At 66.7% G+C, this 14,842-nt stretch carries 13 protein-coding genes; 11 read left to right on the top strand and 2 right to left on the bottom strand.

Annotated elements, in window-relative coordinates; all coding sequences use genetic code 11:
- Positions 1–51: 51 nt before the first annotated feature.
- From AC1DN9_RS06130 to AC1DN9_RS06120, 3 genes are read left to right on the top strand one after another with little or no spacing between them, the layout of a single operon-like run.
- Positions 52–1,884: an NADH-ubiquinone oxidoreductase-F iron-sulfur binding region domain-containing protein gene (locus AC1DN9_RS06130; RefSeq protein ID WP_478098258.1), complete on the top strand. Its 1,833-nt coding sequence runs from the start codon at positions 52–54 to the stop codon at positions 1,882–1,884.
- A complete protein-coding gene (fdhF, locus tag AC1DN9_RS06125) occupies positions 1,881–4,772 on the top strand; it encodes a formate dehydrogenase subunit alpha (RefSeq protein WP_478098256.1) in 2,892 nt (963 codons plus the stop codon). The genes AC1DN9_RS06130 and fdhF overlap by 4 nt, the downstream gene beginning before the upstream one ends.
- Positions 4,754–5,656: a LysR family transcriptional regulator gene (locus AC1DN9_RS06120; RefSeq protein ID WP_478098254.1), complete on the top strand. Its 903-nt coding sequence runs from the start codon at positions 4,754–4,756 to the stop codon at positions 5,654–5,656. Before fdhF ends, AC1DN9_RS06120 begins: the two co-directional genes overlap by 19 nt.
- 17 nt (positions 5,657–5,673) lie before the next feature.
- Here the strand turns inward: AC1DN9_RS06120 and AC1DN9_RS06115 are convergent, their stop codons facing one another.
- Complete coding sequence (locus tag AC1DN9_RS06115; RefSeq protein ID WP_478098252.1) at positions 5,674–6,078, bottom strand: MAPEG family protein; 405 nt, start codon at positions 6,076–6,078, stop codon at positions 5,674–5,676.
- A 154-nt stretch (positions 6,079–6,232) separates the two neighbouring features.
- Between AC1DN9_RS06115 and AC1DN9_RS06110 the strand changes: the two genes are divergently transcribed.
- The 3 genes from AC1DN9_RS06110 (at position 6,233) to AC1DN9_RS06100 (ending at position 9,910) form a co-directional block, all read left to right on the top strand.
- Positions 6,233–8,527, top strand: coding sequence for an FdhF/YdeP family oxidoreductase (locus tag AC1DN9_RS06110; RefSeq protein ID WP_478098250.1), 2,295 nt, complete (start codon positions 6,233–6,235; stop codon positions 8,525–8,527).
- Positions 8,524–9,399: a formate dehydrogenase accessory sulfurtransferase FdhD gene (fdhD, locus tag AC1DN9_RS06105; protein WP_478098248.1), complete on the top strand. Its 876-nt coding sequence runs from the start codon at positions 8,524–8,526 to the stop codon at positions 9,397–9,399. Before AC1DN9_RS06110 ends, fdhD begins: the two co-directional genes overlap by 4 nt.
- 145 nt (positions 9,400–9,544) lie before the next feature.
- Positions 9,545–9,910, top strand: a complete 366-nt coding sequence (locus AC1DN9_RS06100) for an FHA domain-containing protein (protein ID WP_478098246.1) — start codon at positions 9,545–9,547, stop codon at positions 9,908–9,910.
- 23 nt (positions 9,911–9,933) lie between these two features.
- Here AC1DN9_RS06100 and AC1DN9_RS06095 read toward each other — a convergent pair whose 3' ends face one another.
- A complete protein-coding gene (locus AC1DN9_RS06095) occupies positions 9,934–10,443 on the bottom strand; it encodes a hypothetical protein (protein WP_478098245.1) in 510 nt (169 codons plus the stop codon).
- Between the two features lie 188 nt (positions 10,444–10,631).
- Between AC1DN9_RS06095 and AC1DN9_RS06090 the strand changes: the two genes are divergently transcribed.
- The 5 genes from AC1DN9_RS06090 to AC1DN9_RS06070 all read left to right on the top strand — a co-directional run bounded on the left by AC1DN9_RS06090 (position 10,632) and on the right by AC1DN9_RS06070 (position 14,828).
- Positions 10,632–11,219: a DUF3305 domain-containing protein gene (locus AC1DN9_RS06090; RefSeq protein WP_478098243.1), complete on the top strand. Its 588-nt coding sequence runs from the start codon at positions 10,632–10,634 to the stop codon at positions 11,217–11,219.
- Positions 11,212–11,826 (top strand): DUF3306 domain-containing protein, encoded by a 615-nt coding sequence (locus AC1DN9_RS06085; RefSeq protein WP_478098241.1) that lies wholly within the window; start codon positions 11,212–11,214, stop codon positions 11,824–11,826. Before AC1DN9_RS06090 ends, AC1DN9_RS06085 begins: the two co-directional genes overlap by 8 nt.
- On the top strand, positions 11,750–13,864 hold the full coding sequence (locus AC1DN9_RS06080) for a 4Fe-4S binding protein (protein WP_478098239.1): 2,115 nt from the start codon (positions 11,750–11,752) through the stop codon (positions 13,862–13,864). Before AC1DN9_RS06085 ends, AC1DN9_RS06080 begins: the two co-directional genes overlap by 77 nt.
- Positions 13,861–14,490 (top strand): TorD/DmsD family molecular chaperone, encoded by a 630-nt coding sequence (locus tag AC1DN9_RS06075; protein WP_478098237.1) that lies wholly within the window; start codon positions 13,861–13,863, stop codon positions 14,488–14,490. Before AC1DN9_RS06080 ends, AC1DN9_RS06075 begins: the two co-directional genes overlap by 4 nt.
- Before the next feature lie 113 nt (positions 14,491–14,603).
- A complete protein-coding gene (locus AC1DN9_RS06070; protein WP_478098236.1) occupies positions 14,604–14,828 on the top strand; it encodes a twin-arginine translocation signal domain-containing protein in 225 nt (74 codons plus the stop codon).
- Positions 14,829–14,842: the final 14 nt, after the last annotated feature.

The following is a 14,842-nucleotide window of genomic DNA, read 5'->3' as shown; positions in this document are numbered from 1 at the left end:
CGTGTGAGACCGGCGCCCGCCCGAACGGCGGGCGCCCCAAGGCCGAGGCAAATGCAATACCCAGGCACCGCAGAAAAAATCAGGGAAGTCGCCGTTGCAACGCCCGACCAGTTGCGTGAGCGCATTCGGCGCAAGAGCAAGCTCAAGGGGCGGCAGCCCGAAGAAGCATCGCTGCAGCAGGTGAGCGAATGGATCGGCCCGCCGGCTGGCGATGGCTACCCGCGTGATCTGCTGATCGAATTCCTGCACCGCATCAACGACGCGCACGGGTGTCTGCGCGACCATCACCTGGTCGCCCTGGCGAAGCTGATGAACATCCCCATGGCGGAGGTGTTCGAAGTCGCAACCTTCTATCACCACTTCGAAGTCGTTCGCGGCGACGCGCAGGCGCCCGGCCTCACCGTGCGCGTGTGCGACAGCCTCTCGTGCGAGCTGGCCGGCGCGCAGGACCTGCTCGCTCGCTTGCCGGCTTTGCTGGGCGCGGCGGGGCGCGACGATGTCCGTGTGATCGCGGCGCCTTGCATTGGCCGTTGCGAGCAGGCGCCCGCCGTTGCCGTCCACCAATGCGCCGTTCCGCTGGCGACGGCGGACAAGGTGTTGGCGGTGGTTCGGTCCGGCGACTCGCTGTGCGCCGAGACACCCGACCCGGCCCGTGGCACTGTCCGTTTCGAGCCGTCCGAGTTGGCGGAGCAGGGCGTCTCGCCGCTGCCCGAGTCCATCGACGCGAGGCCCGCGTACACCGACTACGCCACCTACCGCGCCCACGGCGGTTATGCGCTCGCTGTGGCGGTGGCCCATAACGACGAGGACCCGGAAGCCATCATCCAGGCCTTGGAGCACTCCGGCCTGCGCGGCCTGGGCGGCGCGGGATTCCCGACCGGGCGCAAATGGCGCATCGTGCGCGACCAATCGGCGCCCAAGCTCATGGCCGTGAACATCGACGAGGGAGAGCCCGGCACATTCAAGGACCGAACCTACCTCGAACGCGATCCGCATCGCTTTCTCGAGGGCCTGCTCGTCGCGGCACACATCGTGGGCATCGAGGCCTGCTATGTCTACCTGCGCGACGAATACCACGACTGCCGCGAGCTGCTGCAGACGGAATTGGCCAGGCTGCAGGCCGATCCACCCTGCGCGCTGCCGAGGATCGAATTGCGCCGGGGCGCCGGCGCCTATATCTGCGGCGAAGAGTCCGCGATGATCGAAAGCATCGAAGGCAAGCGCGGCGAACCGCGCATGCGGCCGCCCTACATCGCCCAGGTCGGCCTCTTCGGCCGGCCGACGCTGGAGCACAACTTCGAAACGCTGTACTGGGTGCGCGACATCGTTCAGAAAGGGCCGCAGTGGTTCAGCGGCTTCGGCCGCCACGGTCGCAAGGGGCTGCGCAGCTTCAGCGTGAGCGGTCGGGTGAAGCTGCCGGGCGTCAAGCTCGCACCGGCGGGCATCACGGTGCAGGAACTGATCGATGAGTACTGCGGCGGCATGCAGGAAGGGCACACGCTGCACGCCTACTTGCCGGGCGGCGCATCCGGGGGCATCCTGCCGGCGAGCATGAACGATATTCCGCTGGATTTCGACACGCTGCAGACCTATGGCTGCTTCATCGGCTCGGCTGCCGTGATGGTGCTGAGCCAGCACGACCGCGCGCGCGACGCGGCGCTCAACGTCATGCGCTTCTTTGCGCACGAGAGCTGCGGCCAGTGCACGCCGTGCCGCGTGGGCACGGCCAAGGCGGCGGCGCTGATGCAGGCGTCCAACTGGGACAACGCCACGCTCGAAGACCTCGCGCAGGTGATGGGCGACGCGTCCATTTGCGGGCTGGGGCAGGCGGCGCCCAATCCGATCCGCAGCATCCGCAAATACTTTCCGCAGGAGATCGCATGAACGCGCCTGCCCATCTTGCGGAACTGATGCCGCAGACCATCGACTTCCAGTTGGACGGACGGACCATCCAGGGCTTCGAGGGCGAGACCATCCTCAAGGCTGCGCAACGTAACGGCGTCGATATCCCGCACCTTTGCTTCAAGGATGGCCTGCGTCCCGACGGCAACTGCCGCGCCTGCGTGGTCGAACTCAAGGGCGAACGCACGCTCGCGCCGAGTTGCTGCCGTGCCGTGACCGCCGGCATGGAAGTGCAGGCCACCAGTGAGCGCGCGCTGAAGAGCCAGAAGATGGTGGTGGAGATGCTGCTGTCGGACATGCCCGACGACGGCTACAAGTGGATCGGCGACGACATCACGCGGCAGCACGGCGAACTGAGCGAATGGGCCGCGAAGCTCGACGTGGCCGTGCGCCCCGAGCTCAAGGTCCTGCGCCGCGAGCAGCCCGCTGCCGACGTCTCGCACCCCGCCATGGCCGTCAACCTCGACGCCTGCATCCAGTGCAACCGCTGCGTGCGGGCCTGCCGCGAGGAGCAGGTCAATGACGTGATCGGCTATGCGATGCGCGGCGAGCATTCGAAGATCGTCTTCGATCTCGACGACCCGATGGGCGACAGCACCTGCGTGGCCTGCGGCGAATGCGTGCAGGCCTGCCCCACCGGCGCGCTGATGCCCAAGAGCCACATCGGCTCGCAGAAGGTCGACCGCAAGGTCGATTCGGTGTGCCCGTTCTGCGGCGTGGGCTGCCTCATCACCTACAACGTCAAGGACGAGAAGATCGTCAGCGTGGACGGCCGCGACGGTCCGGCCAATCACAGTCGCCTGTGCGTCAAGGGACGCTTCGGCTTCGACTACGCGCATCATCCGCAGCGCCTCACCAAGCCGCTCATCCGGAAGCCCGGCGTGCCCAAGAATTTCGACGACGCGCCGCGTCCCGGCGACTGGGGCGAGGCCTTCCGCGAAGCGAGCTGGGAAGAGGCGCTGGCCTTCGCGGCGGGCAAGCTCAAGGACTTGCGCGACACGCACGGCAAGAAGGCGCTGGCCGGCTTCGGCTCTGCCAAGGGCAGCAACGAAGAGGCCTACCTGTTCCAGAAGCTGGTGCGCACGGGATTCGGCAGCAACAACGTCGACCACTGCACGCGGCTGTGCCATGCGTCGAGCGTCGCGGCGCTGCTCGAAGGCGTGGGCTCGGGGGCGGTGAGCAACCAGGTCAACGATGTCGAGCATGCTGACTTGATCTTCGTGATCGGTTCCAACCCGACCGCCAACCATCCGGTGGCCGCCACATGGATGAAGAACGCCGCGAAGCGCGGCACGAAGATCGTGCTCGCGGACCCGCGCCTCACCGACATCAGCAAGCATGCATGGCGCACGCTGCAATTCAAGGCGGACACCGACGTCGCCATGCTCAATGCGCTCATCCATGCGGTGATCGACGAGGGCCTGGTGGACGAGGCGTTCATCCGTGATCGCGCCAGCAACTTCGAGGCGCTGCGCGAGAACGTCAAGGGCTACAGCCCCGAGGCGATGGAACCGATCTGCGGCATCCCGGCCGAGACCTTGCGCGAGGTCGCCCGCGCCTTCGCAACCGCCAAGGGTGCCATGGTGCTGTGGGGCATGGGTATCAGCCAGCACGTGCACGGCACCGACAACGCGCGCTGCCTGATCGCGCTGGTCACGGTCACGGGGCAGATCGGCAAGCCCGGCTCCGGCCTGCATCCGCTGCGCGGCCAGAACAACGTGCAGGGCGCGAGCGATGCGGGGCTGATCCCGATGATGTTCCCGAACTACCAGCGCGTCGACAACGCCGGCGCGCATGCGTGGTTCGAGAACTTCTGGGGTGTTCCGCTCGACGAGAAGCCCGGCTATACGGTCGTCGAGATCATGCACAAGGTGCTCGCGCCCGACGACGATCCGCACAAGATCCGCGGCATGTACATCATGGGCGAGAACCCGGCCATGAGCGACCCTGACCTGAATCATGCCCGACATGCGCTCGCGAGCCTGGAGCATCTGGTGGTGCAGGACATCTTCATGACCGAGACCGCGTGGCTGGCCGACGTGGTGCTGCCCGCGAGCGCATGGCCCGAGAAGACCGGCACCGTGAGCAACACAGACCGCATGGTGCAGCTCGGCAAGCGGGCATTGGACCCGCCGGGCGATGCGAAGCCCGACCTCTGGATCATCCAGCAGATTGCAACCCGCATGGGCCTCGCCTGGAACTACCAGGGAGAAGAATCGGGCGTCGCAGAGGTCTACGAGGAAATGCGACAGGCCATGCACGCCGCCATCAGCGGCATCACCTGGGACCGCCTGCAACGCGAATCGAGCGTGACCTACCCGTGCCTGAGCGCCGACGATCCAGGCCAGCCGACCGTGTTCATCGAAAGCTTCCCGACCGCCGACGGCCGCGTGAAGCTGGTGCCGGCCGACATCATCCCGGCTGACGAGCGCCCCGATGCGGACTATCCGTTCGTGCTCATCACCGGGCGCCAGCTCGAGCATTGGCACACCGGCAGCATGACGCGCCGCGCGACGGTGCTCGACGCGCTGGAGCCGATGGCGACGGCGTCGATGAACCAGGCCGATCTCGCTGCGATGGGCCTCCAGCCGGGCGACGTGATCACGATTCGCTCGCGACGCGGCGAAGTGGCGATCCACGTGCGGCGCGACGACGGGACACCGCACGGCGCCGTGTTCGTGCCCTTTGCCTACTACGAGGCGGCCGCCAACCTGATGACCAATGCGGCGCTCGATCCTTTCGGGAAGATTCCCGAGTTCAAATACTGCGCGGTGAGCATCGAGCGTGGCGGCGTGCCGATGGCGCCGAGAGGTTACGGAACGGGCGTAACAGGGGACAATGCGCCCCAGACATGGACAGCCTCGACCTGATCAGGACCTTTCGCGAAGTCGCCTCCCACGGGAGCTTCTCGCGCGCAGCCACCAAGCTCGACGTATCGAAGGCCACGGTAAGCAAATACATCGCCGAGCTCGAGTCGCGCCTCGGTGTACGGCTGCTCAACCGTTCGACGCGCGCGGTGAGCCTCACCGATGCAGGCTCGCTGCTGCTCGAACGCAGCAAGCCAATGATGGAGATGTTCGAACTCACCCAGGCCGAGGTGCAGGAGCACGCGAGCCATCCCACCGGGCGGCTGCGCATCTCGGCGCCGCTGGGGGCGGGGCAGGGCGACCTGCCGAAGATGATCGGCGAGTTCATGGGCCACTACCCCGACGTCAGCATCAGCCTGCACCTGACCAACCGCACGATCGACATGGCCGAGGAAGGCATCGATCTCGCGCTCCACTTCGGTCCCATCGAGGACGAGAACCTGATCGTCCGCAGGCTGGCACGCCGGAACCTCGTGGTGTGCGCTTCGCCGGTGTACTGGAAGAAGCACGGCAAGCCGACGCATCCGAGCGAGCTCTCCGAACATGACGCGCTGACTCAATCACGTCTGGGCCTGCATCCGGAATGGCGCTTCGAGGTCGACGGCAAGCCCTTCGACGTGCCTGTGCGCAGCCGCATGGACGCCACCGAATCTGCGCCGCTCATCCAGGTCGCGATGCAGGGCTTCGGCGTGATCTACATGGCCGAGATGCTGGTGCAGCCGCACGTCGACCAGGGCGAGCTGGTGCCGGTGCTGCAGGACTACACGCGCAGCGACATGTGGCTCTCGGCCGCCTACCTTCAGCGGCGCCACAACAGCGCGGCCTTGCGCGCGCTGCTCGACTTCCTCGAATTGCGCTTCAGCGGGCGGACCAAGACCAGAAGTTGACCCGTCGGGCTCGCGGGTCAGTGCGCCATTGCCAGCCGGTACAGGATCGACAGCGACGCGGCAGTGACCACCAGGATCGTCAGGCCGGCGCCGCTCTGGCGCGGCATCGTCGGCCCGAGCGATCGGCTGAGCCCGACCGCGTTGAACAGTCGTGCGATCACCAGCACGGCGCCCAGCGCGTGAATCATGGCGGCCGGCGTGCCGAGCATCTCCGCCAGCACGATCAGGAGGAGGGCCATCGGCACCTGTTCGGCAAAGTTCGCGTGGGCACGGATGGCCTGCGCGAGGCCGGCGTTGCCGCCATCGCCTGCGGTGATGCTGCTCTTCACCCGGTACAGGATGACCCGCACGGTCAGGACGACCGCAAGCAGGCCGTGGATGGCGACATAGATGGCCGAAGTGATTGGAATGGTGGCGAACATGGGATTCCTTTCGATGGAGGCGGCCCGGATGGGTCGCTTGCATCAATGACGTTCCGCGCCGCCTGATTTCGACAGGCTGCGCCATTTCCATTTCGAATCGCCGCATGTCCCGATTCAATTTGACGCTGCGGTGGGCGGCACGAACACTCGCCCGATGCAAGAAGAAAAGATCGCCTTCTACAAAGGGCCGGCCGGAGGATGGGGCGCGCTGCGCAGCGTGACGAACGCTCTGTTGAAGCAGGACATCGCGGTCAAGGGCGCGCGAACGATGTTGTCGGCCAACCAGCCCGACGGCTTCGACTGTCCCGGTTGTGCCTGGCCGGACCGCAACCACGCGTCGAGCTTCGAGTTCTGCGAGAACGGCGTGAAGGCCGTGGCGGCCGAGGCCACTGCGCGGCGTGCCGGGCCTGAGTTTTTTGCTCGCTACACCGTGACGGAACTGGCCGCGCAGAGCGACTTCTGGCTCGAAGACCAGGGCCGGCTGACGCAGCCGATGGTCTATGACGCGGCAAGCGACAAGTACTGGCCCATCGAATGGGACGACGCCTTCGCGCTGATCGCGCGGCATCTCAACGCGCTGCCGGACCCGAACCAGGCCATCTTCTACACGTCGGGCCGTGCCAGCAACGAGGCCGCCTTTCTCTACCAGCTGTTCGTGCGCGAGTACGGCACCAACAACTTCCCCGACTGTTCGAACATGTGCCACGAGCCCAGCGGCAACGCCATGCGGGCGCAGATCGGCGTGGGCAAGGGCACCGTCACGCTCGAAGACTTCGAGAAGGCCGACGCGATCTTCATCTTCGGCCAGAACCCCGGCACGAACCATCCGCGAATGCTCGGCGAGCTGCGGGCGGCGCACCGGCGCGGCGCGAAGATCGTCAGCTTCAATCCGCTGCGCGAGCGCGGACTGGAGCGCTTCGCCGATMCGCAGGACAAGCTGGAGATGGCGACGATGGGCTCGACGCCGATCAGCACGCACTACTTTCAGTTGCGCGTCGGCGGCGATTTCGCGCTGGTCAAGGGGATGATGAAGCACCTCATCGAGCGCGAAGACGCGGGCGAGACCGCGCTGGACCACGCGTTCATCGCACAGCACACGGTGGGGTTCGACGCGCTGGCCGCCGACCTGCGGGCCGAGTCATGGACGCTCCTGGCGCAGGAGTCGGGCCTGACCGAAGCGCAGATCCGCGCGGCCGCCGATGTGTATCGCCACGCCGAGCGAGCCATCGTCTGCTGGGGCATGGGCATCACGCAGCATGTGGATTCCGTCGCGACCATCCAGATGCTGGGCAACCTGCTCCTGCTGCGCGGCAATATCGGCCGGTCCGGCGCCGGCGCCTGCCCCGTGCGCGGCCACAGCAACGTACAGGGCGACCGCACCATGGGCATCTGGGAAAAGCCGCCGGCTGCGCTGCTCGACCGCTTGCGCGATGTGTTCGGCTTCGAGCCGCCGCGCGAGACCGGCTGGGACACGGTCGAATCCATCCGCGCGATGCTGGATGGCAGGGGCAAGGTCTTCTTCGCGCTCGGCGGCAACTTTGCCGCCGCCACGCCGGACACGCCCGAGACCTGGAAGGCGCTGCGCCGGTGCGACCTGACGGTGCATGTCACCACCAAGCTCAATCGCAGCCATGTGGTGCATGGCCGCGAGGCGCTGATCCTGCCCTGCCTGGGCCGGACCGAAATCGACATCCAGGCCAATGGCCCGCAGGGCGTGACGGTCGAGGATTCGATGAGCATGGTGCACATCTCTTCCGGCATCAATCCGCCGGCCTCCGAGCACCTGCTGTCGGAACCCGCCATCGTGGCGCGGCTGGCGGCCGCCACGATCGGCCACCGCAGCCAAACGCCGTGGTGCTGGATGGTCGAGGACTACAGCCGCATCCGCGACAAGATCGAGGCAGTCTTCGGCGACTTCCGGGACTTCAACCGCCGTGTGGCTGCACCGGGCGGATTCCGGCTGCGCAACGCCGCGAGTGAGCGGCTGTGGGAGACACCGGCGGGCAAGGCGACCTTCTTCACGCATGCGGTGCCGCAGGACACGCCCTCGCATCGTGCCCGGGCACGTGTGCGCGACGCGGTTGTCTTCACGCTGCTCACCACGCGTTCGCACGACCAGTACAACACCACGATCTACGGCCACGACGATCGCTACCGCGGCGTGTTCGGCCAGCGCCGCGTGGTCTTCATCCACGCGGAAGACATCCGGGCGCTGGGGCTGAAGGATGGCGACTGGGTCGACATCCAGACCGTGTGGGACGATGGGCAGGTGCGGCGGGCCGACAGGTTCAGGCTGGTGGCCTACGACATCCCGCGCGGCAACCTCGCGGCGTATTACCCTGAGACCAATCCACTGGTGCCGCTGGCTGCCGTGGCGCGCGATGCCGGCACGCCGGCCTCCAAGTCCATTCCCGTCGTCCTGACGCCGCACGTGGGAGCCGCCGCTTGAATGCGATCTTCGAGAGGGTCGAAGACGCGGTCGTGGCGCCGCTTTCGCGCTATGCCGTGCGCGTGATCGGCGAGGCCGGCGTGCCCGCCGAAGGGCTCGTGCGCGAAGACACCTTGGCCGCGGAGGTGCCGGTCGCGCTGGTCTTCAATGGCGTGTCGCATGCCGTGATGATGGCCACGCCGCGGGACCTGGAGGCCTTCGCGCTCGGCTTCGTGCTCAGCGAGGGCATCCTCGACCAAGTGCGCGACTGCCGCGACATCGAGGTTCGCACAGTCGATGCGGCGGACGCCGGGTTGCCGGACGGCCTGGATGGCATCGAAGTGCATCTCGATATCTCGACCCGCAGTTTCGAGCGGCTGAAGGGACGTCGCCGCAGCATGGCGGGACGCACGGGCTGCGGTGTCTGCGGCGTCGAGAGCTTCGCGGCGCTTGATCTGTCGCCCACGCCCGTCGCGCGGCGCGGCTGGATCGATCGGGTCGACCTGCCGACCGTGTTGCGCGCGCTCGGCGAACTGCCCGCGCTGCAGATCCTCAATGCCGAAGCCGGTGCTATCCATGCTGCAGGCTGGGCCACCCTGCGCGGCGAGCTGACCGATGTGATGGAAGACGTGGGCCGTCACAACGCGCTCGACAAGCTGCTGGGCACGCTGGCCCGCGCCGGTCGCCTGAGCGAGCCTGGTTTCGTCGTGATGTCGAGCCGTGGCAGCCATGAACTGGTGCGCAAGTGCGCCCGACTCGGCATCGCGGCGCTGGCCACCATCTCGGCGCCGACCGCGACCGGTGTGCAGGTGGCACAGCTCGCAGGGCTGCGTCTGTGGGGCTTGTGCAGGGCGCCTCGGGGCGTTCTGTACGCGCCGGGCTCCGCGCTCTGATTTCGCGTTTTCCGAAGCGGAAGCGCAATGCCGAAACTTACCCGCTTGTCACGAACAGGAATGGATTAATCCTTCTGTTTCGGTCTTTCGGCCAGAGCCTGCCCGCCTAAGCTCCTTGCCAGTGCAATGAACGACAGGAACAGCTATGGCAAGACTGATCATCCTGGCCCGGCGCAACAGCGTGCGGCAGGTCAACATCGCGGCCCAGATCACCACCATCGGGCGATCCGGCTCCAACAACGTGTGCATCGACAGCGAGAGGGTGAGCCGTCACCACGCCGCCATCCAGTGGACGGGCGACCGATTCATGCTGACCGACATGGGCAGCCGCAACGGCACCTTCGTCAACAACGTGAAGGTCAGGGCGCGCGCATTGAGGAACGGCGACGCGATCGTGATCGGCGACTGCCAACTGCGGTTTCTGTACAGCAGCATGGAACTGCCGGAAGCCGAAGCGTTGCGGCTCCTGACGACGCCCGACGATCTCCTGCAGCTCGCTTCGGTCCGGTAGTCCGCAATCCGGCGGCGGCGCGCTCAGGCCGCCAGGGAAGCGGCCTGGCGCTGCGGCACTGGCGTGGCAGGGCTTGGACGGCGTTCATTGATCAGGCGGGCGGCCAGCTGCGAGGCCATTTCCAGCTTCTTGAGATCGCGGGCTTCGACGGCCGGATCGGGACTGAAGCTGAACGAATAGAGACTGCCGTACGTGCTGCCGTTGGCGAGCACGACGGGCGCGCTGAGGTAGCAGCCGGCGGGCACACGGGCGCGGAGCACCTGCTTGCAGAAGGCCAGCTCCAGCGGTTCGGCCTGTTCGTCGATGAATTGGGCGCGATGCGTGGGTTGCGAACGGTGCGACACGCGCCGGCCGTCGATGACCTCGCAGGCGTAGGCGGCTTCCATCCCGTGCTGTTCGCGCAGCAGCTTCAGAACCTGATGGATGCCCGGGTCGACCAGCGGGTCGCAAAGGTCCGGCGTTGCGATGAGCAGATCCGACACCTTGACCTCCAGGGCGTCGTGGGCGTAGTTGCAATCGTTGTAGTAGCTCATGGCGGGGACCTTTGTCTTGATGGCTTCATTGGAGCGTACAAACGGCCCTTCGCTGAAAAATGAGAACTATGGTTTAGCATTGTTTGGCGACGTTTGTCACAAAAGTACTACAACAAGCGGTTGAAACCGGACGGACGGCCAATCCCCCGTTGGCTGTCACTCGCGGCGCATCGGCTATCGTCCGGCACATGGCGATCTCTGAGGAACCACCCGCAACCGTCGAGCGCGCGCCGCTGGACGTCGCGGTCATCATGCGACGCGAAAGGCTGCATGGCCCGTCAAGCCATTGGCAGCCGTGGCGCTGGGCGCTCGAAGCCGTGGTGCCCGACGAGCCGGGCTTCGGCCGTGAGCCGCGGCTGCTGGACGAGGGTGCGGAGGGGCAGCGCTGGCTTCACCCCGGCTTCAAGGTCGAGCTGTTCCGCGACGAAGCGGAGGGCTATCACCTCAACGCCTCGTCCCCGGCGCCGTGCTGGTTCGTCTTGTGGCGCATGGACGAGGTGGCGACCCTGGCGCCGGAACCGATCCCGAGGCCGGTCGTCGTGACTCTGAGCTACTACGAGGCTGGCCGCTGGCTCGACGCACAGGAAACCGTCGAACAGGTGCCGGCGCCGGTCGAAGTGGTCGACTGGCTGCGCGCCTTCATCGAGGAACACTACGTGGTCGAGCCCAAGCAACGGAAGCGGCCCGAGAGTTTCCGCCCGCTCGTGGATCGCTTCGGCAACGCCGCGAGCGTGTCGACCGAGAAGCGGCGTGGCAGGGGAGCGGGTGATGTCTGAAGGCTTCTTCGATCGGTGGTCGCGCCGCAAGCAGCAGGCCCGGACGGGCGAACTGCCTGAGGAGCCGAAGCCGGAAGCTCCGCTGTCCGCCTCTGTCGAGCCGTCTCAAGCGCCGGCAACGTCAGTGGTGCAGGCCAGCCCCGATCCGATCAACGAAGCGCCCGATGCGCCGGCGCCACTCACCTTGGCCGACGCTCAGGCGCTGACCATCGATTCGGACTTCAGGCCTTTCGTTGCAAAGGACGTGGCGCCGGAAGTCAAGAACGCGGCCTTCAAGAAGCTTTTCGCCGATCCGCATTTCAATGCCATGGATGGCCTGGACACCTATGTCGACGACTATTCGAAGCCGACGCCCCTGCCCGAGAGCGTGTTGCGCCAGATGGCGAGCGCCAAGTTCCTGAAACTCTTCGACGAAACGCCGGAAGAGACTCCGGGGGATGGTGGATTGCCCGACGTGGCACAGTCGGGCGATTCAGGAGACCTTCCCAGCCAGCCGGTTGCTCATGTGCAACCCGCAAGCCAAGAGACCGATGACCACCACGCTGATCTGCGACTGCAACCAGACGATGCCCCTCGACCCGAAGACGCTCGGGACGGCACTGGCTGAAACACTGCCCCTCCACTCGGTGCTCTGCCGCCGCGAAGCCTCTTCGTTCCAGCGGGCCATCCAGTCCGGCGACGACGTGGTGGTTGCCTGCACGCAGGAAAAGCGGCTCTTCGGCGAACTCGCGCAACAGACGCCGGAAGCGACTTCGACGATCCGCTTCGTCAACATCCGCGAAACGGGCGGCTGGAGCCGCGACGCGAAAGGCGCGAGCCCCAAGATCGCCGCGCTGCTGGCTGCCGCCCGCCTGCCCGAACCCGACCCGGTCGCGACCGTCAGCTATGCGAGCCAGGGCCGGTTGCTGATTGTCGGCCCGCTGGACGAGGCGGAGAAGGCTGCGGCACTGGTCGCCGACACCCTCGACGTCACGATCTTCTCGCAAGGTCCGGGCGCTTCGGGCGGCGCGCAGGAACGGCGCTGGCCGGTGATCGCGGGCCGGATCGACGCGCTCGACGGATGGCTCGGCGCATTCAGGCTGCACTGGACGCGCGACAACGCGATCGACCTCGACCTGTGCACGCGCTGCAATGCCTGCGTGGCCGTCTGCCCGGAGCAGGCCATCGGCTTCGACTACCAGATCGATGCCGCGAAATGCACCTCGCACCGTGATTGCGAGCGCGCTTGCACCGTGGCCGGGGCGATCCGATTCGACCGGGCGCCGGAGTCACTCGACGGCGCTTTCGACCTGGTGCTGGATCTCGGTGCTACGCCGCGGATCGATTGGCACGCGCCGCCGCAGGGCTATTTCCATCTGCCGGGCGGCGTGGCGCATCCGCTGGGCGTGCAGACCTTGCTGCGCCTGCGCGACATGGTCGGTGAATTCGAAAAGCCGAAGTTCTTCGACTACAAGCAGAAGCTCTGCGCCCACAGCCGCAACGAGGTCGTGGGCTGCAGCGCCTGCATCGACGTGTGCTCGGCGCATGCCGTGAGCAGCGACAAGGAACGCCAGCGCATCGTCGTCAACCCCAACCTCTGCGTCGGCTGCGGCGCGTGCACCACGGTGTGCCCGACCGGTGCGCTGGGCTACACCTACCCGCGCGCGCCCGACCAGGGGCTCAAGCTGCGGACGCTGCTGTCCACCTATGCGGGTGCGGGCGGGCGCGATGCGGTGCTCCTGCTGCACAGCGAAGAGGGCGGCCAGGCGCTGGTCGCGCAACTGGGGCGCCACGCACAACTCGGGAAGGCGCAGGGCGTGCCGGGGAACGTGATCCCGGTCGCTCTCTTCCATGCGGCGAGCACGGGCATCGACCTGTGGCTGAGCGCCGTGGCATTCGGCGCGTCGCAGGTCTGCGTGCTGGTCACGGGCGAGGAAGCGCCGCAGTATCTCGCCGCATTGAAGGCGCAGGCGGCGATTGCCCAATCGTTGCTGAACGGGCTGGGCTATGCGGGAACGCACTTCCGGGTGATCGAGGCGGCATCGCCGGCCACGCTTGACGGAGCGCTCGCTGCACTGCGCGATACGCGTCAGCAGATTCCTCCCAAGGCGGCCCGGTTCGCGGTCGGCAACGAAAAACGCAGCACGTTCGAACTCGCGCTCGACCAGCTGTTGGAGGCTTCGCCGGCGCTCAAGACGCCGGCCGACGCGCCGCTCGCCATCCCGCTGCCACAGGGATCTCCCTTCGGCGCCGTCACGGTCAACAAGGACAAGTGCACCCTGTGCCTCGCCTGCGTCAGCGCCTGTCCCGCGAGCGCCCTGCAGGACAATCAGAACACGCCGCAACTGCGGTTCATCGAAAAGAACTGCGTGCAGTGCGGGCTGTGCGAAACCACCTGTCCCGAAGACGCGATCGCGCTCGTGCCGCGACTCCTTGCCTCTGCCGAGCGCAAGCAGGCGGTCGTGCTCAATGAAGCCAGGCCGTGGGCCTGCATCCGCTGCGGGAAGCCGTTCGGGACCGAGAAGGCCATCGAAGCCATGCTCGGCAAGCTGGCCGGCCACGCGATGTTCCAGGGCGAGGCGCTGGAGCGCCTCAAGATGTGCAGCGACTGCCGGGTCATCGACCTCTACAGCGCGCAGAACGAAATGAAGATCACACGCCAATGAGCGACCGTATTTCCGTTCCCGTTCCCGTTTCCTCGGCTCTCGACGAAGAAGTCGCCCGCGCGGAACTCTATGGATTGCTGGCGCGCCTCTGGTACGCCGCGCCCGACGCCGAGTTGCTCGAAGCCTTCCAGGTCGCGCCCACCGAAGCGCCGGCCGCCGGCGCCTTTCTGGAAGAGCCGTGGCGGCAGCTCGTCGGCGCGGCGCGCGGGATCGACGCAGCGGCGGCGCATCGCGAATACGACGCGCTCTTCGGCGGCATCGGCAAGCCGGAGGTGTACCTGTTCGGCTCGCACTACCTGAGCGGCTTCCTCAACGACAAGCCGCTGGCGAAACTCCGCAGCGATCTCGACCGCCTCGGCCTGGCGCGCGAAGAGGCCATCCCGGAAACCGAGGATCACATCGCCTGCCTGTTCGAGGTGATGCGCTACCTGATCGCCGGGGACGACATCGCGGTGGCGAACCTCAGCCGGCAGCAGGCCTTTTTCTCGACCCACGTGCAGCCGTGGCTGCCGGCCATGTGCGATGCCGTGTCCCGGCACCCGAAGGCGCGCTTTTACGCCACGCTGGCAGCGCTGACGCGGGCTTTCGCCGAGGTCGAAACGCAGGGCTTCGACATGCTCGACTGAAATCGGGGTGATTTCCGACAGGCGCGTATTAGGGTCTGGACTACTATCCAAACATATGTAACTGGTTTCATATCTGACCTGGAACATCAGTTCAGCCAATCCTGGAGATCGTCATGCAGGACAGCCAAACATCCGGCCCTCGGCCGGCCTCTCGTCGGAGGTTCTTTGTCGGCGCCGCCACGGTCGGCGCCGCCGCCGCAGCCGTTACGGTGCTGCCCAAAGTCGTCGAGTCGCCCGCCACCTCCGAAGCCTCCGCACTGCCGCCCCCGCCCGAGAAGGGCGGCGGCTACTCGCTGAGCGAGCACGTCAAACGCTACTACAAGACCGCGTCGACCTGAGAACGGGAGCCGAA

The organism is Variovorax sp. 05L425, assembly GCF_056397705.1.
The sequence above is the reverse complement of the archived record's forward strand: the minus strand, read 5'-3'. Positions and strand labels throughout refer to the sequence as shown.